Raw genomic sequence first — 24,510 nt, forward strand, 5'->3', positions numbered from 1 at the left:
CGCGCTCAGCCGACGGCAGCCCCGAACCACTTCGCCAGCCCGCCGGCCAGGTCGCCCTGGTCCGCACCGGCCCACGCCACATGACCGTCCGGCCGCAGCAGGACCGCGGGCACGTCCAGTTCCTCGCTGACGTCGACGACGTGGTCGACCCGGTCCGCCCAGCCCGCCGCCGAGAGCCGGCCGGTCTGGTCGAGCAGCAGTCCGCGGCCTCGGTGCATCAGCTCGTACAGGCGCCCCTGCTTGAGCTTCACGTCCCGGAGCCGGCGGCCGAGCAGTTCGTGTCCCTCGCCGAAGTCGTACTGGACCCCGACCGCGGTGATCATCCCGGTCACGTACTGGTTCACCTCCTCGAAGTCCATCAGCTTCGAGAACAGCTCCCGCAGCGCGGTCGCGCCCGGATCGGTCCCCATCAGCGTGATCTGCGCGCGGGTGTTGTCCAGCACGGCGGCGCCCACCGGGTGCCGCTCGCTGTGGTAGGTGTCCAGCAGCCCCTGCGGTGCCCAGCCGTTGACTTCGGCGGCCAGTTTCCAGCCGAGGTTGAACGCGTCCTGGACGCCCAGGTTGAGGCCCTGTCCGCCGGTCGGCGGGTGGATGTGCGCGGCGTCGCCGGCCAGCAGCACCCGGCCGACCCGGTAGCGCTCGGCCTGCCGGGTGGCGTCGCCGAAGCGGGACAGCCAGCGCGGCGAGTGCGCCCCGAAGTCCGTACCCGCGTACGCCCGCAGCTGCCGCCTGAACTCCTCAAGGGTCGGCGGGGTCGTACGGTCCTCGGCCACGCCGTCGGCGGGCACGACGACGCGGTACGTCCCGTCCCCGAGAGGGGTGGCGCCGAACCGCGGCTGGGTCTTGCGGACCTCCGCGCCCACGGCGGCGATCGTCGCCGAGTCCTCGGTCATCCCCATCACCCCCAGCAGCGTCTCCACCTTGGCGGGCTCGCCGGGGAAACCGACGCCGAGCCGCTTGCGCACCAGGCTCCGGCCGCCGTCGCACCCGACCAGATAGCGCGAGCGCAGGTGCGTGCCGTCCGCCAGCTGAACGGTCACCCCTTCCTCGTCCTGGCTCAGCCCGACCACTTCGCAGCCGCGCCGGATCTCGGTGCCGAGTTCGCGGGCACGCTCGTCGAGCAGCCGCTCGGTGACCGGCTGCGGAGTGGCGACGCCGTACGGGTGTGCCGTCTCCAGCCGTTCCGGCCACGGCTTGGCGATGCCACCGAAGAGACCGCCGACCTGGAACTTCTCACTGATCGCGAGGAACCGGTCCAGCAGGCCGCGCTGGTCCATGATCTCCACGCTGCGCGCGTGCAGGCCCTGCCCGCGAGACTGCTCGGTCGGCTCGGTCAGCTTCTCCAGCACGACCACGTGTACGCCGTGCAGCCGCAACTCGCCGGCCAGCATCAGGCCGGTCGGTCCGCCGCCGACCACGATCACGTCGATCATCAAATCCCCCCACACAACTCGACACGGCCGTATGTCGGCGGGCTGCTCCGCCCGCCGAGGCCACGGCCGGAAATTCTGCGGCACGACGGGGGTCTTGCCGCAAGGCCCCTGGTGCGCTATACGTTGAGAGTGGCAAGGAGCGGCTGATCTCCTTGCCCTTCCTTTTGCGGTCCGCTGTCCCCGCGGACGTCCTCGCCTCACACCGCGCCGCCGTGCCGTGTGCGTGCGGCGTAACCCCTCACGCGCCCGACGCTGCCCGGTCAGCGGTCCGTGCTCGACGCTGCCGAGCGCGCCTTCGTCGAGAAGCTGTGGGACATACCCGAGGGATCCCTGCGCACCGAGGCGGGACCGCCAGGCCGCCGACGTCGTCGCGGCGTTCCCGCTCCGCGCGTCCGCCGCGGAATGGACCGCCGTGCTCAGGCGGCTCCAGCCCCGGCTGTACTCCATCTCCTCCAGCCCGCTCGCCCACCCCAGCGAGGTCCGCCTCACCGTCTCGGTCGTCCGCTACGCCAACGACCTCGGCCGCGACCGCAAGGGCGTGTGCTCCACCTACCTGGCCGACTGCGCCGACGACGGCCCGGTCCAGGTCTTCGTGCAGCGCTCACCGCACTTCCGTCCGCCCGCCGACCCCGCCACCCCCATGATCATGGTCGGGCCCGGCACCGGCGTGGCACCCTTCGTCGGCTTCCTCGAAGAACGCCAGGCCCGCGGCCACACCGGCCCCAACTGGCTCTTCTTGGGCGAACAGCGCCAGGCCACCGACTTATACCACCGCGAGGACCTGGAGGCGTACCGGGCATCCGGCCACCTCGACCGACTCGACCTCGCCTTCTCCCGCGACCAGCGCAACAAGATCTACGTCCAGGACCGGATGCGGGAGAACGGCGCCCGCCTGTGGCAGTGGCTCCAGGACGGCGCCCACTTCTACGTCTGCGGCGACGCGGGACGCATGGCCACAGACGTCGACCAGGCGCTCAAGGACGTCGTCGCCACCCACGGCGGCCTGGACTCCGACGAAGCCGCCGCCTACGTCAGGCGCCTCTCCACGGACAGGCGCTACGTGCGTGACGTCTACTGACGGCGCCCGCTGCCGACCCGTGTCGCCACCGGCCCGATGATCACGGCACGTACCCTCATGACCATGGTTGAGCATCGCATGGTCGACGTGAACGGGATGCGGCTGCACATCGCCGAACAGGGCGAAGGCCCCCTGGTGGTGCTCCTGCACGGCTTCCCCGAGTCGTGGCACTCCTGGCACCACCAGTTCGGCCCGCTGGCCGGCGCGGGCTACCGTGTCGTCGCTCCCGACCAGCGCGGATACGGGCGCAGCGACCATCCCGAGGATGTCGAGTCGTACACCATCTTCCACCTGGTCGGCGATGTCGTCGGACTGATCCACGCCCTGGGCGAGGAGACGGCGTACGTCGTCGGGCACGACTGGGGCGCGCCGGTCGCCTGGCACACCGCGCTGTTCCGGCCGGACATGGTGCGCGGGGTGGCCGGCCTGAGCGTGCCACCGCCGTTCCGGGGGACCGAGCCTCCGCTGCCCGCCATGGACAGGATGTTCCAGGGCCGCTTCTACTGGAACTACTTCAACCGTCCCGGTGTCGCCGACGCCGAGTTCGCCGCGGACACCCGCACCGCTTTGCGGAAGTTCTTCTCCATGGCCTCCGGAGACGCTCCCGGCGCCGGCGAGGGCAAGCAGCCGCTGGTCGATCCCGAGCGGGGCTGGCTCGCGGCCCTCCCGGACCCCGAGGTGCTGCCGGGGTGGTTCACCGAGGACGATCTCGACGCGCTCACCGAGAGCTTCTCCCGGGGCTTCACCGGGGCGCTCAACTGGTATCGCAACCTCGACCGCAACTGGGAGCTGACCGCTCCGTGGCACGGCGCCGTGGTCTCCCGGCCCGCCCTGTACATCTACGGCGACCACGACGTCGTCCCCGCGTTCCCGGGGACACCCGAACTCATCGAGCGACTCCCCGCCCTGATGCCCAACCTGGTGCGGGCGCCCGTCAAGCTGGCGGGCTGCGGACACTGGACCCAGCAGGAACGCCCGGACGAGGTGAACGCGGCACTGATCGAATTCCTCCGGGCCTGCGACTGATCCCGGCCTGCCGGCGCGTGTCCCGGGCCCTGCTGCCCACCCGACCGGATCGGGCACAGGATGTCGGGTCCGGCAGGGTGCCCGCCGCCTAGCGTGGTGATCACGAAAGAGGAAGGAGACCGGGCGTGCTGGAGCGGCTCAACCAGACCCTGGATCACATCGAGCGCCGCCTCGACCAGTCCATCGACGGGGCCGAGCTGGCGCGCATCGCGGCCACTTCGGAGTACCACCTGCGCCGGATGTTCTCCGCGCTCGCGGGCATGCCGCTGTCGGAGTACATCCGGCGCCGTCGGCTGACCGTGGCAGGTGCCGAGGTGCTCGCGGGGGACGAGTCTCTGCTGGAGGTCGCGGTGCGCTACGGCTACGGCTCGGGCGAGGCGTTCGCCCGGGCGTTCCGTGCCCTGCACGGGGTCGGGCCCGGTGAGGCACGGCGCAACGGAGCCGCGCTCGTCTCCCAGCCCCGGTTGACCTTCCGCCTCACCGTCGAAGGGAGCAGCAGCATGCGCTATCGCATAGTGGACAGGCCGGACTTCAGCGTCGTCGGCGTCAAGGCCCGGGTGCCACTGGTGCACGTGGGACCGAACCAGGCGATCATCGACTTCGTCCGCGGGATCGACCCGCAGGTCATGGAGCGCCTGGCGAAGCTGTCGGACCAGGAGCCGCAGGGCATCGTCGCGGTCTGCGACGACCTGGACCCGAGCCGCGCCGAAGGCACCGAACTCGACTACTACCAAGGGGTGATCACGTCCGCTGCCGCCCCCGAGGGCACGGTCGCCCTCGCCGTCCCGGCCGGCACCTGGGCGGTCTTCACCACCTCCGGTCCTGCGCCGCAGGCCATCCAGGAGCTGTGGCGGGACGTGTTCACCCAGTGGTTCCCGTCCAACCCCTACCGCAGCCGCCCCGGCCCCGAGGTCCTGCGCACCAGCCTGTCCCCGGACGGGACCGAGGCCGACGCCGAGCTGTGGCTTCCGGTGGAGCGGGAGCAGGGCTGAACGAGGCCTCCTGACCGGCCGGAAGCCGCGGGGCGTTCCTCAGTCGTCGTTGGGCATGACCTTCAGCACCTTTCCCTTGCGGTCCGCCTGGAGGTAGCCCGTCTGGTTGTAGGCGTTGCTGAGGTACACGGACATCCCGGCGGGTGTGCCGAATGCCTTGTCCTGCAGGTTCATCACCAGGTAGCGGGAGGTCACGTCGTCGACCTTCAGCTTCCTCTCACCTTCGCGGAGCAGCGCCGGCACCGCGTCCCAGTCGAATCCGTCCAGGGTGACGGGGGTGCTGTCGCTCGACAGCGAAGCGCTGATGATGCCCTTCTCCACACCCTGCCCGGGCCGATAGGTGTACGTGTCGTACCTGGTGTCGCTGCCCGGCACCATCACCTCGGCCGAGACGTACCCCGGGTACACCGTGAGGCCGCCGAACCGGTCCCGGCCGGTCTGCTTCTCGATGGCGTCGACGGCGGTGCGGATGCCGGCCGGGGTCAGCAGGTCCGTCCTGCCGGTCCGGTCCTGCTCCGCGGGCGAGGCGGAGTGGGCCGGTCCGCCGTCCGCCGGTTTGCCGTCCGCCGGTGCGCTGATGGTGGGATCGGCGGAGCCAGTGGTCCCGGTCGCGCGGGAGCCCTGGGTGCCCTCGTCCGGCCACAGCGTCCATGCGAGGGCGCCGGCCAGCGCCACTCCGGCGACGGGCAGACCCACCGACGTCCAGCGCCGACGGCGGCCGGGCCGCACGGGCACCGTCATGGACCGGGGACGCGCGTCCTCTGGCCCCGGTGACACCGTGTGCGCGGGGCGGGCGTCGTACGGACCGGACGCCGGCCCGGAGAACGGCCCCGCGTGTGTCGCCGGTGCTTGAGCTGCGGGCGGGGGCGTCGAAGGGACGGAGGGCGGCGCGGCCGGCGGCGCTGTCGCCATGCCGGGAGCCGGTGCGGCGGGCGGGGGCTGCAGTGGATAGGAGGTGGGTGGTTCCGCCGCGCGGGCAGCGGTGTCCAGCATTCGCTCCAGCTCCGGGGCACCGGGCCGGGCCGCGGGCTCGCGGACGAGGAGCCGGACCAGGACCTCGCGCAGCGCGCCGGCCCGGACCGGTGGCGGGATCTCCTCGCTGAGGACCGCGGCGAGCGTCGCCAGTGTCGTGCCCCGGCGCAGCGGATGATGGCCTTCCACCGCCGTGTACAGCATCATCCCCAGCGACCAGAGGTCCGAGGCGGGGCCGCCGTCATGGCCCGCGACGCGTTCCGGAGCCATGTAGTCGGGCGTGCCGATGACCGATCCGGTGGCGGTGAGGGCGGTCGACTCGCGGATCGCCGCGATGCCGAAGTCGGTGAGCACCGGGCGTCCGTCGGGTCGCAGCAGGACGTTGGCCGGTTTCACGTCACGGTGCTGGATGCCGGCCTCGTGCGCCGCGCGCAGCGCCGCCAGCACCTCCCGTCCGAGCAGCGCCGCCTCTCGCGGATCCATCGGGCCACGGGCGAGCCGGTCGGCCAGGGAGCCGCCGGTGACGAGCTCCATGACGATCCAGGGGTAGGTTCCCGGGCCGCCGTCCACGATGTGGTGGATCGTCACCACGTTGGGGTGGTCGACCCTGGCCAGGGCACGGGCCTCCCGCAGGACCCGTTCCCGCAGCATCCGCGCGGCTTCCGGGTCGTACTCGGCGAGGTCCGGATCGGGCGGGCGGACCTCCTTGACGGCCACGCTCCGGTGCAGCACCAGGTCCCGTGCCGACCAGACCATGCCCATACCGCCACCGCCGAGCCGTCTCTCCAGCTCGAACCGCCCGTCGACAACCCGTCTGCCGCTGTTGTCGCTGCCCGCTTCGCTCATGCGCGGGAGCTTAGTTGCCGCCGCCGACAGCCAGGGATGGGGGCAGCCATGGCGCCGCCCCCTGTACGGCTACGGCGCCGGGAGGAGCACTCCAGGGTTGAGGACGCCGGCCGGGTCCAGGGCGGCCTTGGCCGCGGACAGGGCGGCGGCGAAGGGGTCGGGGCGCTGGCGGTCGTACCAGGGGCGGTGGTCGCGCCCGACCGCGTGGTGGTGGGTGATCGTGCCGCCGGACCTCTCGATCGCCTCGGACACCGCGGCCTTGATGTGATCCCACTGGGCCACTGTGCTGCCCCAGCGGCCGGCCGCGTAGACGCCGAAGTACGGCGCGGGTCCGTCCGGGTAGACGTGGGTGAAGCGGCAGGTGACGACACCGTCCGTTCCGGTGGCCTCGCGGATGGCCTGCCGTGCCGCCTCGGTGACGGCCCGGTGGAGCGCGTCGAAGGTGTCCCAGGTGCACGCCGTCTCGAACGTCTCGGCGATCATCGCGTGCCGGGCCAGGGCGTCGCGCTGGTAGGGCATCCGCAGGAACGACGAGCGCCACGCCTCCGTGACGGATCCACCGGCCGTGGCCTCGCCCGGCTCCTGGTCGGAGTCCCGGCCGGACTCGCCCCGGGTGGCGGCGGACGGTTCTCCGCCGTGGTCGCGGCACAGTTCCAGGGCCCGCTCCAGGCTGTGGCGCACCGGATGGTCGGCGGACTCGAAGGCGAGGACGAGTACCCCGCCGCCCACGCTCACGCCCGCGTTGATCAACGATTCGGCCGCGTCCAGCAGGCGGCAGTTGGCCGGGTTCAGCCCGCTCTGCGCGATCGCGCGGGTGGCTGCCACCGCCGCCGCGTGGTCGCCGAAGCGTACCGACGCCCTGGCGCGCCAGCGGGGCCTTTCCCGCAGGCGCATCCATGCCTCGGTGATGACGCCCAGTGTTCCCTCGCTGCCCAGGAAGAGCCGGTCCGGCGACGGCCCCGCGCCGGAGCCCGGCAACCGTCGCGACGCGCTGACCCCGCTCGGGGTGATCACCCGCAGCGACTCGACCAGGTCGTCGATGTGCGTGAACAGCGTCGCGTAGTGGCCGCCGGCGCGTGTCGCGAGCCAGCCGCCGAGCGTGGAGAACTCGAAGGACTGCGGGAAGTGACGCAGCGTCAGCCCGTGCGGGCTGAGCTGACTCTCCAGATGCGGGCCGAGCACGCCGGTCTGGATCCGCGCGGCGCGGCTCGTCCGGTCGATCTCCAGGACCCGGTCCATGCGGCCCAGGTCCACAGTGACCACGGCGGGGTGGCCGTCGCACCGCGGCTCGACGCCGCCGACCACGGAGGTGCCGCCGCCGAACGGGACCACGGCGATGCCCTCCCGGGTGCACCAGTCGAGGAGGTCGGTCACCTCACGCTCGTCGCGGGGCCGCGCCACGAGGTCCGGTACGTGGCGCAGCTCGCCGTGCAGATTGCGTACGACGTCCCTGAACGCCTTGCCGTGTGCGTGCGCGGCGCGGTCGGCCGGGTCGGCGGAGCACAGGCCGGCGAGGGAGGCGGGTGGGGTCACCCGGGGTGCGGGCAGGCCGAGCGAGGCGATGGCCGGCGGCTGGTGGTCCGTCAGATCGCCCGGCGTCAGCGCCTGTACGCGGGCCAGCAGCGCGGTGAGTTCGGCTCCGCGCACCGCGTCCTCGACGTTTCCCCAGCCCCACCACGACCGTGTCATGACGCCGCACTCCCCTGAATTGACCGATGGGTAAATTACCGAGGGGTCATATGGTGGGCTACAGTGGACCGCATGGGCAAGGCCGGTACCAAAGGTGTCTCCCGCGCGGACCGGGAGCGGCAGATCATCGACGTAGCCGTGGAGGAGTTCGGCGCGCACGGCTACGCGGGCGTGTCCGTCGCCGCCGTCGCGCAGCGCGCGGGAATCTCCAAACCGCTGGTCTACAGCTACTTCGACTCCAAGGACGGCCTGTACCTCGCCTGCGTCCACGAGGTCGGCGGCCTGCTGGTGGACGCCGTGGCCGCCGCCCGGTCCCGCAGCGGCTCCACCGATCACGCGCTGGACACCCTCGGCGCGCTCTTCACCGCGGTCGAGCGGCGCCGGCACGCCTGGTCCGTCCTCTACGACCCGGCCCTGCCCCCGATCGGCGAACTGCGCGACGCAGTGCGCCTCTACCGCGGACGCCTCGCCGCCATGGGCGCCGCGGGTGCCGCCCAGCTCCTCACTCGCGCGGGACACGACGACCCGCTCGACCACGAACTCCTCAACGACGTCTGGCAGTACGCCGTGACGGCCGTCATGCGCTGGTGGTCGGACCATCCGGAGCAGACCGCGACCGAGATGACGGCCCGCTGCGCGCGCCTCCTCACCGCACTCGGCGGCCGGCCACCCTCAGCGGTGTGAACAACGCTTCAGGGCGTGGGCCGGTGGGCCGGCGCGCCCGCGCCAGCCAGTCGCGGTAGGCCGGGGCGTCACGCGCGACCGTCCAGTAGGCCTCCTCCAACTCCGGGTAGGCATCGTCCAGTTCGGCCTCTGTACGGGCCGCCAGGAGCAGGCGTACGCCGATCGGGTCGCCCTCCAGGGGGCGGATCGCGCAGTCGGGGCGGGGCAGGGCGGTCGGCTGGCTGACGGTGACCACCTCGCCGATGGCGGCCAGCGAGTACGCGGTGAGGTAGTCGCCGTGCAGTATGTCGGAGTCCAGGCCGGCCGCGCGCAGCACCCGGGAGAGGGCGTCCCATTCGCCGTCCACCGTGGAGTCGACCATCCAGCGGTCGCCGGCCAGGTCGGCAAGGCTCACCTGCCGCCGTGCGGCCGCCGGATGGTCCGCGGCGAGCGTGACGAACTGCGGTTCGCGCTCGACGAGCACCCGCAGGCTCAGCCCCGGCGGGATGCGCAGCGGACTGCCCTCGACCTCGTGCACGAAGGCCATGTCGAGCCGGCCCGTGGCGACCATGCCCAGCAGGGCGTTGGCGGACACGTTCATCTGCAACGTCGGTTCGATCCGCGGGACTCGCGCCCTCAGCAGGCGTAGCCAGCCCGGGATGGCGCGACTCGCGGTGGCGCCGATGCGCAGCTGGAAACCGCCGGCGGCACGGGCAGCGGCCGCCCTGGTCTCGGTCACGATCGCCGCGAACTCCGCCACCAGCGGCCTGGCCCGGCTCAGCACCGCCAGCCCCAGCGGTGTGGGCCGGCAGCCGGTCCGGGTGCGCACGAAGAGCTGGGCGCCGAGTGCGTTCTCGATGCGCCGCAGCTGGGTGCTCAACGAGGGCTGCGCCATGCCGAGTTGCCGGGCCGCTTTGTGCAGACTGCCGGTGTCGGCGATGGCACAGAGAACGCGCAGGTGCCTCACCTCCAGCTCCATGGGGGGAGCGTAGGGCGGACAGGTGCACGACACCAGATGTTCAAGTTCCAACGAAAGCGGACGAGTTGGCCACCGATAGCCCCGTGCTATCCCCGATTGCCATCATCCGCCGACCCGTTGGCCTGTCCGAGACTCACTGGCAACCGATCGTTCCACCCCACAGAACGAGTAGGAGCCCCCCATGGCGTCGTTCCGCCAGAGCACCGGTTCGAAGAACTCCAGGAGACTCGTGGCCCTCGCACTCGGTCTCGGTCTGGCCTCCGCCGCGCTCGGCACCGTGAGCCCGGCGAGCGCCCAGGACACCGCACAAGCCCCCGCCCACGCCCCCAGCGTCGGCTACACGGGCTCGGCCGAGAGTGCCGGCAACAAGGCGTTCTACGACGCCGTGCTGAAGTCGGTCGCGAAGCGGCAGGCCGCCCAGCCCTCCCTGAAGGTGGTGACCGTCTACTACAACGCCGGGCAGGCCCCGAGCTTCCGCTCCCAGATATCGAGCGCCGCCTCCATCTGGAACAGCTCCGTGTCGAACGTGAAGCTCCAGGCCACCTCGGGCTCGGGCGACTTCGCCTACTACGAGGGCAACGACCCGCGCGGGTCGTACGCGTCCACCGACGGCCACGGCCGCGGCTACATCTTCCTGGACTACGCGCAGAACCGGCAGTACGACTCGATCCGCGTCGCCGCGCACGAGACCGGCCATGTGCTGGGCCTGCCCGACCACTACAGCGGCCCGTGCAGCGAGCTGATGTCCGGCGGCGGCCCCGGCACGTCCTGCACCAACCGGTACCCGAACGCCACCGAGCGCGCCCGGGTCAACCAGCTGTGGGCCAACGGCCTCGCCAAGGCCCTCGCCCGGATCGGCCAGACGGACTGAGCCCGGTGAGCGAGCCCGGCTGACGCCTCTCGCACGGTCCAGCCCGTCCCTGCGGTGCGGGCCGCGGCGCCGACCCGCGGTCCGCACCGCTGCCGTCCGCCCCGGGCACGGGCACCTACCCGGCGGCGCGGCGCGCCGGTCCCCCGTGCCCCGCCGCCGGTATGCGCTCCAGGACGCCGCCTGCGAACACGTCGTACAGCGGGAGCGTTTCGAGGTGGACGTAGCCGATGTGGCAGTCGCACACGGCCAGCGGGCAGGGGCGCGGGCGGAGGGCTGCCCGGTAGGAGCCATCGTAGAGGTTGCCGAGTTCGGTGCGGACGAAGTGGCAGCGGCGGACGGTGCCCTCGCCGTCGACCGAGACGACCGACTCGCCGGTGCGGCAGGGCAGTCCGGCGCTGGCGTGCGGGTGGCGGCTGTAGGGGAACAGCGGGTCCAGGTTTGTCCACGCGGCGGCCTCCGCGTCGGTGTAGGTGTGGCCCTCGGCGGCGTTCACCCAGAGGTAGACGTGGTCGGGCAGGTCGGCGCGCAGCCGGCGGGCGTGCTGCAGGTGGTCGGGCAGGCCCACGATGCCGACGCTGTGGCGGATGCCTCGCTCCGCGAGATCGCGGCACTTCGCCAGGAAGCGGTCGTACGGGGTCTGACCGGGATGGTACGTGCACCACAGAGCCACGGTGTCGGGGTCGGCGTCGCCCAGCCAGTCCGTGCGGCAGCTGAGGTTGGTCTGGATGGCGACGCGCCGTACGTGCGGCAGCCGGGACAGGTCCACCAGGGCCCGCCGGTACCAGGAGCGGACCAGGCCCTCGCCCCACGGGGTGAAGAGGACCGAGAGGCGGTCGCCGGTCTGGGCGGTGGCCCACGCGGTGAAGCGGTCCAGGGCCGCCCGGTCGGCGCGCAGCTGGTCCGTGCTGTCGCGCCGCTTCGCGAACGGGCAGTACGGGCAGTCGTAGTCGCAGGAGGCGAGTGGGCCGCGGTAGAGGATCGTCAGGTCCATGCGGGCGGCCTACTTGCGCTCGTACGCGGCCATCGCGGCCCGTACGGCCGGGGAGAACAGCTCCGGGCCTATCGCGTCGGAGTGTGCCACGCCCTCCGCCGTCAGGCGCAGCAGCTGCGGATCGCCGTCCTCCGCGAGCCAGCCGCGGTCGGCGAAGCGGCTCAGCTCGGGGCCGAAGTCGTCGGCGGGGTCGCTGCCGAAGCGTGACCGGTAGTCGGCGACGGTCAGGCCCTCCGTCTGGAGCAGGGACTGCAGGAGGTGGCGCCGGCGTGCCTCGTCGGGTGTCATACGGCGGCCGTACTCCGCGTGGGCGAAGTCGGCGGCGGGGCGGGACACGTAGTCGTCGATGATGGCGCGGATCTCGTGCATGTCGACGGCGTAGTCGAAGGAGTAGTGCAGATCGGCCGTGTACGAGCGGGCGCCGCAGCCGAGGCCGATCATGCCGTCGGTCTGGCAGGCGTAGTCGTCCGCGCCCTGCGGCGGGGCGTCCGCACGGCGGAACATGCGCATCGAGTGCTGGACGTAGCCGTGTGCGAGGAGGTGGTCGCGCCCGAGGCGGTACAGGCGCAGCCGTTGCTCGTCCCAGGCCGGGTCCGGGCCGGGGTGACGGCGGTCGAGGCCGGTGAGGGGGCGGACGTAGAGGGGGTAGAGGTACAGCTCCTCCGGGTGCCAGGCGAGGGCGGCGTTCAGGGAGTGGAGCCAGGTGGCGTCGGTCTGGCCGTCGATGCCGTAGATGAGGTCGATGTTGAGGACCGGGATGTCCGCGTCTCGGACCCGGCCGAGGGCGGCTTCCACGTCGCTACGGCGTTGCGGGCGTACCGCCGCGCGGGCCTCGGTGTCGACGAAGCTCTGGACGCCGAGGCTGAGCCGGGTGGTGCCCCGGTCGGCCAGGACCGTCAGACGGTCGGCGGTGGCCGTCGCGGGTGACGCCTCGACGGAGAGCGGGACGGCGCTCAGGTCGGCGCCCATCCGGTGCTCGGCTATGTCGCACAGGCGCTCAAGTTCGGTGGCGGTGAGGAAGGTGGGGGTACCGCCGCCGAACGCGGCCGTCACGAAGCGGACGTCGCCGGCCGTGTCGCCGAGGGCCGCGTGGACCGTCGTCGCCTGCCGTTCCAGGGCGTCGAGGTAGGCGGTGGTGAGGCCGTCGGGGGCACCGATCCGGGTGAACAGGTTGCAGAAGCCGCAGCGGACCTCGCAGAACGGCACGTGCAGGTAGAGGGAGAGCGCGTCCTTGGGCTCCCGCTCCCACAGGGTGGTGAGCGCGGGGCGGTCGGGCAGACGACGGTAGGCGGTCTTGTGGGGGTAGGCGTAGACGTAGCTCTGGTACGGGCTGACGGCGGTGGGCTGGGTGGCGAGCGTCATCGGGTGGCCTCGGCGGGCGTGAGTTCCTGGTCCTGGCCGGGCTTCCGGTCCTGACCGTGGTCGAGGAAGAAGTGCGTGTAGGGCACCGTCCACACGGATTCATGACCGAGGCGGTGTCCGGTGTAGCCGCCGTCCCCGTAGGCGGTGCCGTGGTCGGAGCAGACGATGGCGAAGCAGCGGCGGCGGCTGCTCGCCGCGGCGAACAGGCGGCCTATGTGCCGGTCCACGTACTCCAGCGCGGCGGCGTGCGTCGCGCGGGTGTCGCCGGCCTCCCGGGTGGCGCCGGGCAGGTGGAACCAGTTCGGCTGGTGCAGGGCGGACACGTTGACGAAGAGGAACAGCCGCTGGTCGGCGGGGAGTCGGCGGACGACCTGCTCGGCACGTGTCACCTGCGCCTCGAAGGACGTGGGGGACGTGACGCCGAACTCCGTTTCCCAGTGGGACTCGTGGAAGAGCCCGGGCAGGACCGAGCCCAGCGGGCCCTGCTTGTTGAAGAAGCCCACTCCCCCGATGCACACCGTGTGGTAGCCGGCCCCGGCGAGACCGGAGACGAGGTCCGGCGTGTCGTACACGAAGGTGCCGTCGGCGGTGGTCTCGCTGCCCGCGAAGCGCGCGGCGAACAGGCGCGGGTGCGGGCCGGGTGCCGCCGGTGTCGGCAGGAATCCGGCGAAGATGGCCTGGTGGGAGGCGTAGGTGAAGCTGCCGGGGGCGTGCCGCTCCTCCCAGTGGCCGCCAGGGAGGTGGCGGGCCAGGTTCGGGATGCGGCCCGCCGCCGCCAGCTCGGCCGCCACGTCGTGGCGCAGGGTGTCGAGGGTGACGAGCAGGAGGTCGTGGCTGCCGACGATCCGGGTCATGTCCGGTTGCCCGGCCCGGCCCGGAGGCAGGTGCGGAGGCGTCGGGTCAGGCGATGGCATGAGCGGTTCCCGTTTCGTTCTGGTGGGGGTGGGGTGGGGGCGTGTGCCGGGCGAGGGCGGCGGCGACCTGGGCCGCGTAGGTGTCGAGGCCCTCGGCGCCGCTGCCGGGCAGTCCGGTGAGCCGGGGCAGCAGGTCGCCGAAGGCGTTGACCTCGCCGACGGCCATGCGGCGCCAGCCGGTCGCGGGCAGCAGGTCCACTCCGACGCACAAGGTGCGCGGGAAGCAGGCCGCGGCCTGTTCGCACACGCCGAGGACATCGGCCCAGCGGCCACCTGCCGTCTCCACTGCGGCGCGGACGGCGTCGAGGTCTCCTCGCCGGCCGCCGAGGTGGAGGTTGGTCAGCGGGGAGCTGCTGGTGCGTACGACGGCGTGGGTGGCCTTCCCGGCCACCACGACGATCCTCAGGTCGGCGGCGCGCCCCTGCTGGGAGGCCTTGGGCAGCCAGCGCTCCAGGTGGAGGCCGTCGGGGGCGAGCGTGTCGACGATGGCGGCGATCTGCCGCTCGTCGTCGTAGCGCCGGACCCGCAGTGAGTTGAACAGCCGCCCGTCCGGGGCGAGTTCGACGGAGGTGGTGGCCCGGATCCGGCCGCCGCCGGCCGACTCGATCGCGAGCACACCGGAGGCGGACGATCCGTGCGCGAGCTTCACGAACAGCCGCGGCATCCGGTGCTCCGCCATCCGGGCGCGTACGTCGTCCCAGCCGCGCACGGGCGGTGCCTCCGCGCCGGAGGTGGGTGAGTGCGGAACGGGCACGCCCGCGCCGGCCAGCACGGCGTGGCAGCGGCGCTTGTCGAACAGGACGGCGAGCTCGTCCGGGTCGTCCAGGCGGATGCCGCCGCGCAGGCCGCGCTGCGCGGACATCAACGTGGCGTACCAGCGGGCCGAGCCCTCCACCCGGGTGGGGTCCTCGGCACCGCGCAGCAGCCGGTCGACGTCCGCGTTCTCGCCCGGCGAGTCGAGCCGGACGAGTTCGTCGGCGGCGAAGTCGGCTCCGCCGGTGCGCAGCACGTGCGCCCAGTCGACGACGCGCGGGGCGGGCAGGCCGGCCGCGCGCACCGCCTGGTCGAAGAGCGCGACGCGACGGTTCTCGGGATTGCCGACCACCGCGAACCGCACGGCGCCGGCCGGTCGCGCGTGGGCGCCTCGGTCTTGCGGGGTCACTCACTCACCCACGGACACGTAGCGCCACACCGTGCCGTCCTCGTCCTCGTCCCAGTCGGCGTCGTCGCGGTCGAGGTTCACCTCGACGCCCGCGGGCTCCAGGGTCTGCCGGATGCGGTCCAGCAGGGGGTCGCTGACGTAGTGGTAGTGCAGGTCGAGCTTCTTCAGGTGGGTCAGGGGCTGGCCGCCGAGGAGGGCTGCCGCGCCCTCGTCGGTCAGGATGCCCATGGAGAGGTCCAGCGTCTCCAGGCGGGCCACCACCGGCGCGGACGCGACGGCCGCGGCGACGGCGTCCTGCATCTCGCTGTTGCGCAGCGCGAGATGCCTGAGGCGGGGCAGGCGGGCCCCGGACAGGAGGGGCTCCAGGTCGGCGGCCTCGCTGTCGCCGCCGTAGTCGGGCGTGCCGAGCCACAGGTCGAGGTGCTCCAGGGCGGGCAGGTCGCTGGCGCCGACTCCGCGCACGACCTGCACGGGCAGCCCGCCGGTCTCCATCGTCAGTTTGCGCAGCGCGGTGTGGCGCAGGGCGGGGAACTCCAGGCCCGATCCGCCGCGGACGCCGAACTCCACCAGGTCGGGGAAGCCGGTCAGGAGCGGCGTGACATCCGTCTGGTTGATCCAGGAGATCTCACACTCCTCGGACTCCATGTCGCCCAGGAATATCGCGCGCAGGGCGGGAAGGCGGTCCCGGGCGGCCAGCAGCGCCTCGATGACGGTGGACGGGTCGCTGTCGTACGCGTCCTGCCAGGCGCCGACGATCAGCGCGCGGACGCGGGTGGTGTCGACCGTGTCCAGGAAGCGGGCGAACACGGCCTCCCATTCCTCGTCGGGTTCGTAGACGACGGTGGCGACGCGCCAGGCGACCGCCTCCGGTTCGGGCAGGTCCTTCTTCGAGTCCGGGCCGGGGAACGTGAACACGGGCAGCCCGTGGAAGGCCTGCGGGTCGTCACCAAGGGTCATGCTGCTGCTCCCGGAACTGGAGTGAAAGCGGGCTGATGTCCGCAGTTCTACCAACAGCCACTGACAACGAGGGGCGGCGGGGGCACCTTCGGGGCGTTGTCAGTGGCGGCCCCTACTGTCGCTGTCACGGAAGCGGTGCGGTGTGCACCGCGGCGAGGGGAGCATTCATGTACCGGCAGGGAGACGTCCTGCTCGTGCCCGTGGCCGACGAGGCGGTTCCGGCTCATGTCGCGGGCGCGCCGCGGGAGCGGAGGGACGGGCGGGGCCGGCTGGTCCTGGCCCTGGGCGAGGTCACGGGGCACGCGCATGCCGTCGTGGGACCGGGTGATCTGGTGCGCGAGCCGGGGCCGTTCGGTCCGATGCTGCTGCATCTGCCCAAGGGCGGGCGGGTCGTGCACGAGGAGCACGCGCCGATAGCCCTGCCGGCGGGGTGGTACCGGGTGGTGCGGCAGCGGGAGTACGTGCCCGGTTCCGTGCGGATCGTGGCGGACTGAGAGACGGGGAGCGGACGATGACGCAGGTGGAAGCGCCGGCGGTGGCTGAGGCCGGGACCGGGCGGGACGGGGTCGCGCGGTGGCGCGCGTGGGCCGCCTCGACGGCGCCGGCCGACCGGAAGAGGGCGGAGGCGGGAATCCGTTCGGCCTACCGGCAGGCGGGGCTGCCCGAGCCGGAGCGCGTGGTGTGGGCGGGCTCGCCGTGCGAGGGAGTCACCCTGGTGCGGGCCTTGCCGGACAAGGGGCCGAGTGTGCGCGAGGCGGTGCGCAACGCGCCGTGGGCGGACGAACGGCGGCGGCTGCACGAGGAGTTGGGCGCCGCCGGATGGGCGGCGCACTGGTCGGCCACCGGCGGGCGGCTGTGGGATCTCACCCAGGCGCTGGTCGACCGGATCCGGGCGGGTGTGCTGGACGAGCTGGGCGGGGACGCGGAGGTCCGGCTCGCGCTGCTGGACGCGGTCCTGGGGCAGCACGACGCGCCGTGGCTCGCGGCGTTCGCCGGCCAGGAGGGTCCCCTCGACGGGCTCGCCGAGGTGTGCCGCAGCGCGGGCTGGTGGTGGCCGTTCGAGAAGGTGGCCGTCGTCTGCGAGCGGCCCTCGGCGCTGCACCGGGACGAGGCGGGCCGGCTCGACCGCGGCGACGGCCCGGCGCTCGCGTTCCCCGACGGGTTCGCCCTGCACGCGTGGCGGGGCATGCCGGTCCAGGCGTCCTTCGTCGAGGAGCTGCGCACGCTCACGCCGGAGCGCATCCGGTCCGAGGAGAACGCCGAACTGCGCCGGGTGATGCTGGAGTTCTACGGCTACGACCGTTACCTGGCCGACTCGGGCGCTCGCCCGGTGCACACGGACGAGACCGGCACCCTGTGGCGGATCGACCTCGACGGGGACGAGCCGGTGGTGATGGTGGAGGTGCTCAACTCCACACCGGAGCCGGACGGTTCCCACCGCACCTACTGGCTGCGGGTGCCGCCGACGACCCGGACGGCGCGGCAGGGGGTCGCCTGGACGTTCGGGCTGGACCCGTCGGTGTACGCGCCGCTGCGTGAGACCTGAGCCGGACCACGCCGGTGCGGCGGTCTCGCGACAGGGCGCCGACGCCCGCGCTCGCCCGACGGCACGAGGTCCGTCGTCGCCCGGTTGCGGCGCCCCGCATCCCGCCGACGCGCCGGGGGGAGGGCGGCGCCGGCGCCGGCCGGCTGCGCCTTGTCGATCAGCGGCTCGGGCAGCGGTCCGGGCGGGTTCCGTAGCAGGCTGGGGTATGTGTGTCCGTACCCGGCGGGGGAACCTGGTTCGCCTGCGTGCGGCCCTGGTGAGAGGAGTCCCAGGTGACAGTGTCGACGTCAGCGTCAGGCGGTCGGGACCGGGGCGCTCAGGAGGACGGGTACGAGCCGGATCCGAACAGATGGCGTGCCCTGTGGGTCACTCTGGTGGCCGGATTCATGAGCCTGCTCGACGTCACGATCGTGGCGGTCGCCCTGCCCACCATCCAGCGTGACCTGCACGCCTCTCCCGCGCAGGTGCAGTGGGTGGTCTCCGGATACGCCCTGGCCTTCGCTCTCGCCCTCGTCACCGCCGGCCGCCTCGGCGACGCCCTGGACCGGCGCCGCATCTTCCTGCTGGCCCTCAGCGGCTTCGTGATGTTCAGCGCGGCCTGCGGGGCGGCGCCGGACATCACGCTGCTGGTGGTGGCCCGCCTGGCCCAGGGCCTGGCGGCCGGTTTCATGGCTCCGCAGAACTCGGCGCTCATCCAGCAGATGTTCCGGGGCGCCGAGCGCGGCCGAGCCTTCGGCTTCTTCGGCGCCACCGTCGGCATCTCCTCCGCCACCGGCCCCATCACCGGCGGCGTCATCCTCGCCCTCGCCTCCGGCGCGCAGGGCTGGCGGTGGATCTTCTACGTCAACGTGCCCATCGGCATCCTCGCCGTGCTCCTCGGCCGCCGCCTGCTGCCCCGCACCGAGCGTTCCGGGCGGGGCGGCCACGTGGACGTCCCCGGGGTCCTGCTGCTCGGCCTCGGTGTCCTCGCGCTCATGTATCCGCTGGTCCTGGCGGACTCCGGCGGCATCGGCCGGGTGTGGTGGCTGTTCCTCGTCGGTGCCGTGGTCCTGACCGTGTTCACGCGGTGGCAGCGCCGCCTCGTCGCCCGGGGCGGTCAGCCGCTGCTCGACCCGCGTCTGTTCACCACCGTGCGCGGCTACGCCATCGGGGCCGGCATCGGCACGCTGTACTTCGTCGGCTTCAGCGGCGTCTGGCTGGTCTTCGCCCTCTTCTACCAGCGCGGACTCGACTTCTCTCCGCTGCGGTCCGGGCTCGCCGTGACCCCGTTCGCCCTCGGTTCGGCGAGCGCGGCCGTGGTCGCCGGCCGGCTGGTGGACAGGTACGGCCGTGTGCTCACCGTGTGCGGCCTCACGGGCGTGATCGTCGGCCTGGGCGGCGCCGCGCTGCTGCTCCGCTTCGCGCCGCTCCACACCGCCCCCTGGGTCGCCGCCCCGGTGCTGTTCCTCGGCGGCGTCGGCAGTGGCTTCGTGGTCTCCCCCAACATCACCATGACCCTGCGGGACGTGCCCGTGCGCATGGCGGGCGCGGCGGGCGGCGCCCTGCAGACCGGGCAGCGGCTGGGCGCCGCGCTGGGTACGGCCGCTCTGCCCGGCCTGTTCTACCTGGTGCTCGACAGGAGCCACGACTTCCGCGGCGCGCTCGTCACCGCGCTGTGCGCCGCCCTCGTGGGCATGGCGACGTCCCTGGCTCTCGCGATATTCGACTGGCGGCGTGACCGGCGTTCGAGCCGGCCGCACCGCAAGTGCCCGGAGGAGGTCGCCAACGACCCCGTCCACGCCCGGCAGACCTGACCGGTCCGGCCGCCGCGGGGCGACGAGCTGTGGGGTACGGATCTTCTCGTGTCAGCCGATGCGCTGGAGGGTGTCCGGCGTGAGGTCGGCCAGCGTGGGGTAGCCGTCGACGGCCATGAGGAGGTCGGCTTCGGCGAGCAGGGAGCGCAGGACGTGGACGATGCCGTCGGTGCCGTCCAGGGCGAGGCCGTAGGCGTAGGGGCGGCCGACGCCGACGGCGGTCGCGCCCAGGGCGAGGGCCTTGACGATGTCGGTGCCGGAGCGGACGCCGGAGTCGAACAGGACGGGCAGGTCCCCGGCGGCCTCGACCACGCCGGGCAGGCAGTGCAGCGCGGGCAGTCCGCCGTTGGCCTGCCGGCCGCCGTGGTTGGAGCAGTAGATGCCGTCCACGCCCGCGTCCTTGGCGCGGCGGGCGTCGTCGGGGTGGCAGATGCCCTTGAGGATCAGCGGAAGGTCGGTGATCGACCGCAGCCAGGGCAGGTCGTCCCAGGTCAGGGGGTTGCCGAAGGTCTTCGCCCAGTGCATCACCGCGGCTGCCTGATCATCCTCGGGGGACTTGGCGAGGCGCGAGCGGAAGACCGGATCGCTGGTGTAGTTGGCCAGACAGTGGCCGCGTAGCTGGGGAAAGTTGCTGACGCCCAGGTCGCGGGGGCGCCAGCCGGTGATCCAGGTGTCGAGAGTGACCACGATGCCCTTGAACCCGGCCTTCTCGGCGCGGTGGACCAGGCTCTCGGCCAGTTCCCGGTCGGTGGGGGTGTACAGCTGGAAGAAGCCGGGGGTGTCGCCGAACTCGGCGGCCACCTCCTCCATCGGGTCGACGGTCAGGGTGGAGGCGACCATCGGCACGCCGGTCCGGGCGGCGGCGCGGGCGGTGGCGAGGTCGCCGTGGCCGTCCTGCGCGCACAGCCCGATCACGCCGATCGGGGCCATGAACACCGGTGACGGCAGGTGCATGCCAAACAGGTCGATCGACAGGTCCCGCTCGGCCGCGCCGACCAGCATGCGCGGGACGAGGCCCCACTGCTGGAAGGCGGTGACGTTGGCCCGCTGGGTGTGCTCGTCCCCGGCGCCGCCGGCTACGTAGGACCGGATCGAGGGGGGCATCGCGGCCTGGGCCGGCGGCTCCAGCTCGGCGTAGCTCATCGGCAGCCGCGGGGCCACACCGAACAGTCCGTTGAAGTAGATCTCGCTCTGGTAGTCGGCGAATGTCATGATCCAGTCCTCGGCTCGGGCCCCGATGTGCGAGCTGCTGGGCCTCCTACGGGGCGAGACTAGCCACCAGGAACAGCGAAGACGCGGGATTCTCGCCACAAGGCCGAAGGAAACGCACGAACACGCGAGACCTCCACACGGGTGATCGCGCCTTTTGGCTCTTCGCCCCCTCCCCCTTCGGAGCCATCAGGGTGGTCCCGGGCCGTGTCGGGCCGCCGGTACGTTCCTGGTTGGCCATGCTGGGCCGGAGCGGCACCGTCAGCGGCGACAAGGAGCACTGCATGCCGAAGGACTCGGTCGAACGATTCCTGGCCGCGCTGGACCCCGAGCACCGGGAGGCCGTCGGCGCGAAGCCACGCGAGGAGCAGGAGCAGCTCGCGGCGGCGTGGGAGCGGGAACTGGAAGCGGACGACGAGCTGGACACGCTCGACGAGTTGTCCCCACCGGCGGCGGAGGCCGAGGCGGCCCGACGCGTCATGGAGCGCGGAGCCGACTAGGGTCGGCCCCATGACACTCTCCCCACAAGAGCGAGAGCAGTTTCTGGCGGAGCCTCATATCGGGGCACTGTCCGTGGTCGACCGACCGGGCCGCGCCCCGCTGACCGTGCCCATCTGGTACCAGTACACGCCGGGTGGCGAACTGTGGGTCCGTACGGGACCCGATTCCAGAAAGGCGCGGGCGATCCGCTCCGCGGGACGCTTCAGCCTGATGGTGCAGCGTACGCAACCCACCACGCGCTACGTGTGGGTGGAGGGGCCGGTCACCAGAACGGCCCCCGACAGCGACGAACACACCTGGGAGATGGCCGCGCGGTACATCCCGGAGGAGAAGGTCGCCGCGTACGTGGAGTTCGACCGGAACCAGCTCGCCGAGCACTTCATCATCTACATGCGGCCCGAGCACTGGCTGTCCGCCGACCTGGGAACCTTCTGACCCCGATCCGGCCCGTGCCTGGTCATGCGGGACGCAGGCCCCGGTGGTTTCTGCCGCGCCGAGTGAGTCCCCAGGGCTTGAGGACCGAGATCGCCGTCATGAAGACGTAGGCGCTCAGCGACACGATCGGGCCGGGCAGGAGATCGCGGGGTCCGGCCGGTGGTCCGCCCGCCGCCATGTCGGCGATCGCGGAGTTCACGCCCGGGCGCAGCGCGAACGCCGTGGCGGCGATGGTGGCGAGGGTCAGCCAGAACTTCGTGTGGACCCATCGGTGCCGGGCCAGTCCCCACTGGGTGCCCACGGACAGCAGGACGCCGCTGCCGAAGGTCAGGAACGCGACGGGGAGCAGCAGCCAGTCCGCGAAGAGCTTCATGGCTCGGACGGACGCCTCGGCGGGCACCGCCGATCCGGTCATGGTGGCGGTGACGGCCAGGGCGAGCAGACCGAGCGTGAGCCCCAGCCAGCTCGCGGAGGCGACCACGTGGACGACGAGGGATGCCCGGCGCGCGGGTCGGGTCAGCTTCATGGGTGACACGGTGCCGCAGCAGCTCGGCGGTGACGTCTGGCACGGGGAGTAACCCGGTGTACTCGCCGGGGCGTACGCGCCCCGTGTCGCTCCTGACGAGACGGGGGTGCGCCCGAGGGAGGAACCCTCGGGCGCGCGGACCCGCGTCGCGGCGTATCGAGCCGTCAGGGCGCCCAGGGGGCTTCGACGGCCCAGGTGGTGTCCTCCGTGAAGGTGCTCGGGTTGTCCCAGGCGTGCGTGCCGTCCCGTTGGGCCAGCCAGAGTTCGGCGTCGATGTGCCGCAGGTACTGGCCGGGGAAGCCGGCCGCGGAGAGCCTGATGCCGCCATTGCCCTGGACCGGGCACCAGGTCGCGTCGGCCTTGTACAGCGCGGAGCCGTCGCCCGCCTCGCGGCGCACGCGGAAGTCGCGGTGGCGCAGGTACTCACCCGGATAGTTGCGCGACTCGAAGGAGTAGCAGAGCTTGTTCGCCAGGCCCGGCTTGACCTTCCAGGTGGCGTCCTGCTTCAGCAGGTCGCTGCTGCCGGAGCCGACCACCTCGGTGTAGCCGAGCCCGTCGTAGTGCCGGATGTAGCGGTCGGTGTAGCCGGGTGTCGTGACGCGGATCGACACGTACTGCTCCAGCGGCAGCTTCACCGGCGGGCCGATGGTGCGGGAGGCGGCGATGAGCGCCTGGTTGGCCGCGCGGACGCGGGCCGCGTCGACCTTGAGGACCTGGCGGTCGTAGGTCATCAGCCCGTTGGCCTCGTTCTCGACGTCGGTGATCTGCGTGTAGACGGAGGCGGAGAGACCCCCGGCGGGCATGGCGTTCTCCCGGATGCCGTCGAGCAGCCCGACGAGCCGGTTGTCGAGCGCGGACAGGCTCGGCTGGTCCTCGTAGCTGAAACCGCCGCCCGGATACCACTCGTGCCCGGCGACCCGGTAGCCGAGGCCGCCGTACTCCCCCAGCACCGAGGCGCGCACCGACTCGGCCGGCGTGTTGCCCGGTCCGACGTAGTTGTGGTTGTCGACGACGTCGCCGTTGCCGCCGTCCTGGGCGCCGCAGCAGTTGACGCCGCTCATGTTGTCGACCAGGCGCGAGGGGTCGTACGCCTTGACCATGTCCGCGATGCGTGCCTGGTCGTACTGGCCCCAGCCCTCGTTCTGGTCGACCCACTGCACGAGAGCGGGCGAGCTGCGGTGCTGGTCGATGATGGTCTTGTACTCGCTCTCCCACTGGGTGCGGGCCGCGCTGTCCGGTGTCCTGCCGCTGTCCATGGACGGCATGTCCTGCCACACCAGCAGACCGAGCCGGTCCGCCCAGTAGAACCAGCGCTGCGGTTCGACCTTGATGTGCTTGCGGACCATGTTGAAGCCCAGGTCCTTGTGTTTCTGCAGGTCGGACTTGAGGGCCGCGTCGGTGGGGGCGGTGTAGACGCCGTCCGGCCAGAACCCTTGGTCGAGGGTGCCGGTCTGGAAGACGAACCGGCCGTTGAGGACCGGCCTGCGGACGCCGTTCACGTCCTTCACGGCGATCGAGCGCATACCGGCGTAGCCGCCGACCCTGTCGCGGCCCGGGCTGCCGGTCAGCTGGGCCGTGACGTCGTACAGGAAGGGGTCGTCGGGTGACCACAGGTGGGTGTTCGGCACCGGTACGGCGAATTCGGTGCCGACCGTTCCGTCGGCGCTGCCGACCGGCGTGCCGCCGCTGGAGACGGTGACCTTCACGGCCGCGCCACCGGCTCCGCTGCCGCGCACGGTCACGTGCAGCGTGCCGTCCTCCAGGTGCGGGACCAGGTCGAGCCGGGTGATGTGCGCCGCCGCGGTCGGCTCAAGCCAGACGGTCTGCCAGATGCCGGAGGAGGCGGTGTAGACGATGCTCCGGCCGGCGTGCGGGGTGACGTCCTGGATGCGCTGTTTGCCGATGGCCTGGCCGCCGGTCTCCGTCGGGTCGTACGCGGAGACGACGACGGTGTTGGTGCCGGCGTTCAGCAGGGGCGTGATGTCGTACGAGAAGGCGTCGTAGCCGCCGCGGTGCACGGCGCCTGCCTGCCGGCCGTTGATCCAGACGGTCGTCTCCCAGTCGGAGGCGCCGAAGTCGAGCTGGACGCGTCGGCCGCTCCAGCCGGCGGGCACGGTGAAGGTGCGCTTGTACCAGAGCCTGTCCTCCCCGGTGATCTTGCGCTGGATGCCGGAGAGCGCGGACTCGGGGGCGAACGGTACGCGGATCCGCTCGCCGAACGTCGTGGGCTGCGGGGCGTCGCGGTCGGTGACGGCGAAGTCCCAGATGCCGTTGAGGTTGGCCCAGTCGGGCCGGGTGAGCTGCGGTCGGGGGTATTCGGGCAGGGGGTGGTCCACGGAGACCTGGTCGGTCCAGGGCGTGGTCATCGGGGCGGGTTTGGGCGTCCAGGTCACTGCGGCGGCCCGGGAGGGAGTCGCCCCCGCCGTGAGGAGGGTGGTGACGGCGAGCGTCGTGACCACGAGGGCGGTCACGAGGTGGCGTAGGGCCTGTCTCAGCACCATGTCTGCTCCCTGGTCGATGCGGCGCCACGGGCGGGGGTTCCGCCGCTGTGCGCACGGAACCCCC

Annotated in this window: 21 protein-coding genes and 1 pseudogene; 10 read left to right on the forward strand and 12 right to left on the reverse strand. The window is 72.4% G+C overall.

Going from position 1 to position 24,510, the window contains the following annotated elements; translation table 11 throughout:
- Positions 1–5: 5 nt before the first annotated feature.
- Positions 6–1,433 carry a rifampin monooxygenase gene (gene rox, locus ABZ937_RS24775; protein WP_361695351.1) on the reverse strand — a complete coding sequence of 476 codons (1,428 nt, stop codon included), beginning with the start codon at positions 1,431–1,433 and terminating at the stop codon, positions 6–8.
- 349 nt (positions 1,434–1,782) lie between these two features.
- Here rox and ABZ937_RS24780 point away from each other — a divergent pair.
- The 3 genes and pseudogenes from ABZ937_RS24780 to ABZ937_RS24790 form a co-directional block, all read left to right on the forward strand.
- Positions 1,783–2,511: pseudogene (locus tag ABZ937_RS24780) on the forward strand (reductase); the annotation flags it as partial.
- Between the two features lie 63 nt (positions 2,512–2,574).
- Entirely contained in the window at positions 2,575–3,537 is a 963-nt protein-coding gene (locus tag ABZ937_RS24785) for an alpha/beta hydrolase (protein ID WP_361695353.1), read from the forward strand.
- Positions 3,538–3,662: 125 nt separating this feature from the next.
- Positions 3,663–4,529 (forward strand): AraC family transcriptional regulator, encoded by an 867-nt coding sequence (locus ABZ937_RS24790; protein ID WP_361695355.1) that lies wholly within the window; start codon positions 3,663–3,665, stop codon positions 4,527–4,529.
- A 39-nt stretch (positions 4,530–4,568) separates the two neighbouring features.
- Here the strand turns inward: ABZ937_RS24790 and ABZ937_RS24795 are convergent, their stop codons facing one another.
- Together ABZ937_RS24795 and ABZ937_RS24800 are read right to left on the reverse strand one after the other, a co-directional pair.
- On the reverse strand, positions 4,569–6,347 hold the full coding sequence (locus ABZ937_RS24795) for a serine/threonine-protein kinase (RefSeq protein ID WP_361695357.1): 1,779 nt from the start codon (positions 6,345–6,347) through the stop codon (positions 4,569–4,571).
- 69 nt (positions 6,348–6,416) lie between these two features.
- The gene (locus tag ABZ937_RS24800; protein ID WP_361695359.1) at positions 6,417–8,036 is read right to left on the reverse strand and encodes an FAD-binding oxidoreductase; all 1,620 of its coding nucleotides are present in this window, start codon (positions 8,034–8,036) and stop codon (positions 6,417–6,419) included.
- A 72-nt stretch (positions 8,037–8,108) separates the two neighbouring features.
- Between ABZ937_RS24800 and ABZ937_RS24805 the strand changes: the two genes are divergently transcribed.
- The gene (locus ABZ937_RS24805) at positions 8,109–8,720 is read left to right on the forward strand and encodes a TetR/AcrR family transcriptional regulator (protein ID WP_361695361.1); all 612 of its coding nucleotides are present in this window, start codon (positions 8,109–8,111) and stop codon (positions 8,718–8,720) included.
- Here the strand turns inward: ABZ937_RS24805 and ABZ937_RS24810 are convergent.
- Positions 8,683–9,678, reverse strand: a complete 996-nt coding sequence (locus ABZ937_RS24810; protein ID WP_361695363.1) for a LysR family transcriptional regulator — start codon at positions 9,676–9,678, stop codon at positions 8,683–8,685. The two genes, ABZ937_RS24805 and ABZ937_RS24810, sit on opposite strands and share 38 nt — an antisense overlap.
- Positions 9,679–9,859: 181 nt before the next feature.
- Between ABZ937_RS24810 and snpA the strand changes: the two genes are divergently transcribed.
- Entirely contained in the window at positions 9,860–10,549 is a 690-nt protein-coding gene (gene snpA, locus ABZ937_RS24815; protein WP_361695365.1) for a snapalysin, read from the forward strand.
- 115 nt (positions 10,550–10,664) lie between these two features.
- Here snpA and ABZ937_RS24820 read toward each other — a convergent pair whose 3' ends face one another.
- The 5 genes from ABZ937_RS24820 to ABZ937_RS24840 are packed head-to-tail and all read right to left on the reverse strand — an operon-like array spanning position 10,665 to position 15,935.
- Positions 10,665–11,540, reverse strand: coding sequence for an STM4011 family radical SAM protein (locus tag ABZ937_RS24820; protein ID WP_361695367.1), 876 nt, complete (start codon positions 11,538–11,540; stop codon positions 10,665–10,667).
- A 9-nt stretch (positions 11,541–11,549) separates the two neighbouring features.
- Positions 11,550–12,902 carry an STM4012 family radical SAM protein gene (locus ABZ937_RS24825; RefSeq protein WP_361695369.1) on the reverse strand — a complete coding sequence of 451 codons (1,353 nt, stop codon included), beginning with the start codon at positions 12,900–12,902 and terminating at the stop codon, positions 11,550–11,552.
- Complete coding sequence (locus tag ABZ937_RS24830; RefSeq protein WP_361695371.1) at positions 12,899–13,756, reverse strand: STM4013/SEN3800 family hydrolase; 858 nt, start codon at positions 13,754–13,756, stop codon at positions 12,899–12,901. The genes ABZ937_RS24825 and ABZ937_RS24830 overlap by 4 nt, the downstream gene beginning before the upstream one ends.
- Positions 13,757–13,802: 46 nt before the next feature.
- Positions 13,803–14,978 carry an STM4014 family protein gene (locus ABZ937_RS24835; protein WP_361695373.1) on the reverse strand — a complete coding sequence of 392 codons (1,176 nt, stop codon included), beginning with the start codon at positions 14,976–14,978 and terminating at the stop codon, positions 13,803–13,805.
- Positions 14,979–15,935: an STM4015 family protein gene (locus ABZ937_RS24840; protein ID WP_361695375.1), complete on the reverse strand. Its 957-nt coding sequence runs from the start codon at positions 15,933–15,935 to the stop codon at positions 14,979–14,981. It lies immediately after the preceding gene.
- A gap of 167 nt (positions 15,936–16,102) precedes the next feature.
- On the opposite strand from ABZ937_RS24840, the gene ABZ937_RS24845 reads away from it, so the two are divergent.
- The 3 genes from ABZ937_RS24845 to ABZ937_RS24855 all read left to right on the forward strand — a co-directional run bounded on the left by ABZ937_RS24845 (position 16,103) and on the right by ABZ937_RS24855 (position 19,274).
- Positions 16,103–16,429 carry a hypothetical protein gene (locus ABZ937_RS24845; RefSeq protein ID WP_361695377.1) on the forward strand — a complete coding sequence of 109 codons (327 nt, stop codon included), beginning with the start codon at positions 16,103–16,105 and terminating at the stop codon, positions 16,427–16,429.
- A gap of 17 nt (positions 16,430–16,446) precedes the next feature.
- Complete coding sequence (locus ABZ937_RS24850; protein WP_361695379.1) at positions 16,447–17,481, forward strand: DUF6745 domain-containing protein; 1,035 nt, start codon at positions 16,447–16,449, stop codon at positions 17,479–17,481.
- A gap of 272 nt (positions 17,482–17,753) precedes the next feature.
- Entirely contained in the window at positions 17,754–19,274 is a 1,521-nt protein-coding gene (locus tag ABZ937_RS24855; protein WP_361695381.1) for an MFS transporter, read from the forward strand.
- A gap of 51 nt (positions 19,275–19,325) precedes the next feature.
- Here the strand turns inward: ABZ937_RS24855 and ABZ937_RS24860 are convergent, their stop codons facing one another.
- Positions 19,326–20,486, reverse strand: coding sequence for a lactate 2-monooxygenase (locus ABZ937_RS24860; protein ID WP_361695383.1), 1,161 nt, complete (start codon positions 20,484–20,486; stop codon positions 19,326–19,328).
- A 281-nt stretch (positions 20,487–20,767) separates the two neighbouring features.
- Between ABZ937_RS24860 and ABZ937_RS24865 the strand changes: the two genes are divergently transcribed.
- Together ABZ937_RS24865 and ABZ937_RS24870 are read left to right on the forward strand one after the other, a co-directional pair.
- Positions 20,768–20,983: a hypothetical protein gene (locus tag ABZ937_RS24865; RefSeq protein ID WP_361695385.1), complete on the forward strand. Its 216-nt coding sequence runs from the start codon at positions 20,768–20,770 to the stop codon at positions 20,981–20,983.
- 10 nt (positions 20,984–20,993) lie between these two features.
- The gene (locus ABZ937_RS24870; RefSeq protein WP_361695387.1) at positions 20,994–21,419 is read left to right on the forward strand and encodes a pyridoxamine 5'-phosphate oxidase family protein; all 426 of its coding nucleotides are present in this window, start codon (positions 20,994–20,996) and stop codon (positions 21,417–21,419) included.
- A gap of 22 nt (positions 21,420–21,441) precedes the next feature.
- On the opposite strand, the gene ABZ937_RS24875 is transcribed toward ABZ937_RS24870, so the two are convergent.
- Entirely contained in the window at positions 21,442–21,945 is a 504-nt protein-coding gene (locus ABZ937_RS24875; RefSeq protein ID WP_361695389.1) for a DUF2269 domain-containing protein, read from the reverse strand.
- 164 nt (positions 21,946–22,109) lie between these two features.
- Complete coding sequence (locus ABZ937_RS24880) at positions 22,110–24,446, reverse strand: AbfB domain-containing protein (protein WP_361695391.1); 2,337 nt, start codon at positions 24,444–24,446, stop codon at positions 22,110–22,112.
- Positions 24,447–24,510 lie beyond the last annotated feature (64 nt).

This window comes from Streptomyces sp. NPDC046727 (genome assembly GCF_040645635.1).
Lineage (GTDB): Bacteria > Actinomycetota > Actinomycetes > Streptomycetales > Streptomycetaceae > Streptomyces.

What these genes read in the sequence shown, in the direction of transcription:
- rox (WP_361695351.1), bottom strand. Translation starts at nt 1,433, where the DNA reads ATGATCGACGTGATCGTGGTCGGCGGCGGACCGACCGGCCTGATGCTG.
- ABZ937_RS24785 (WP_361695353.1), top strand. Translation starts at nt 2,575, where the DNA reads ATGGTTGAGCATCGCATGGTCGACGTGAACGGGATGCGGCTGCACATC.
- ABZ937_RS24795 (WP_361695357.1), bottom strand. Translation starts at nt 6,347, where the DNA reads ATGAGCGAAGCGGGCAGCGACAACAGCGGCAGACGGGTTGTCGACGGG.
- ABZ937_RS24800 (WP_361695359.1), bottom strand. Translation starts at nt 8,036, where the DNA reads ATGACACGGTCGTGGTGGGGCTGGGGAAACGTCGAGGACGCGGTGCGC.
- ABZ937_RS24805 (WP_361695361.1), top strand. Translation starts at nt 8,109, where the DNA reads ATGGGCAAGGCCGGTACCAAAGGTGTCTCCCGCGCGGACCGGGAGCGG.
- ABZ937_RS24810 (WP_361695363.1), bottom strand. Translation starts at nt 9,678, where the DNA reads ATGGAGCTGGAGGTGAGGCACCTGCGCGTTCTCTGTGCCATCGCCGAC.
- snpA (WP_361695365.1), top strand. Translation starts at nt 9,860, where the DNA reads ATGGCGTCGTTCCGCCAGAGCACCGGTTCGAAGAACTCCAGGAGACTC.
- ABZ937_RS24820 (WP_361695367.1), bottom strand. Translation starts at nt 11,540, where the DNA reads ATGGACCTGACGATCCTCTACCGCGGCCCACTCGCCTCCTGCGACTAC.
- ABZ937_RS24825 (WP_361695369.1), bottom strand. Translation starts at nt 12,902, where the DNA reads ATGACGCTCGCCACCCAGCCCACCGCCGTCAGCCCGTACCAGAGCTAC.
- ABZ937_RS24830 (WP_361695371.1), bottom strand. Translation starts at nt 13,756, where the DNA reads ATGACCCGGATCGTCGGCAGCCACGACCTCCTGCTCGTCACCCTCGAC.
- ABZ937_RS24840 (WP_361695375.1), bottom strand. Translation starts at nt 15,935, where the DNA reads ATGACCCTTGGTGACGACCCGCAGGCCTTCCACGGGCTGCCCGTGTTC.
- ABZ937_RS24845 (WP_361695377.1), top strand. Translation starts at nt 16,103, where the DNA reads ATGTACCGGCAGGGAGACGTCCTGCTCGTGCCCGTGGCCGACGAGGCG.
- ABZ937_RS24850 (WP_361695379.1), top strand. Translation starts at nt 16,447, where the DNA reads ATGACGCAGGTGGAAGCGCCGGCGGTGGCTGAGGCCGGGACCGGGCGG.
- ABZ937_RS24860 (WP_361695383.1), bottom strand. Translation starts at nt 20,486, where the DNA reads ATGACATTCGCCGACTACCAGAGCGAGATCTACTTCAACGGACTGTTC.
- ABZ937_RS24865 (WP_361695385.1), top strand. Translation starts at nt 20,768, where the DNA reads ATGCCGAAGGACTCGGTCGAACGATTCCTGGCCGCGCTGGACCCCGAG.
- ABZ937_RS24870 (WP_361695387.1), top strand. Translation starts at nt 20,994, where the DNA reads ATGACACTCTCCCCACAAGAGCGAGAGCAGTTTCTGGCGGAGCCTCAT.
- ABZ937_RS24875 (WP_361695389.1), bottom strand. Translation starts at nt 21,945, where the DNA reads ATGAAGCTGACCCGACCCGCGCGCCGGGCATCCCTCGTCGTCCACGTG.
- ABZ937_RS24880 (WP_361695391.1), bottom strand. Translation starts at nt 24,446, where the DNA reads ATGGTGCTGAGACAGGCCCTACGCCACCTCGTGACCGCCCTCGTGGTC.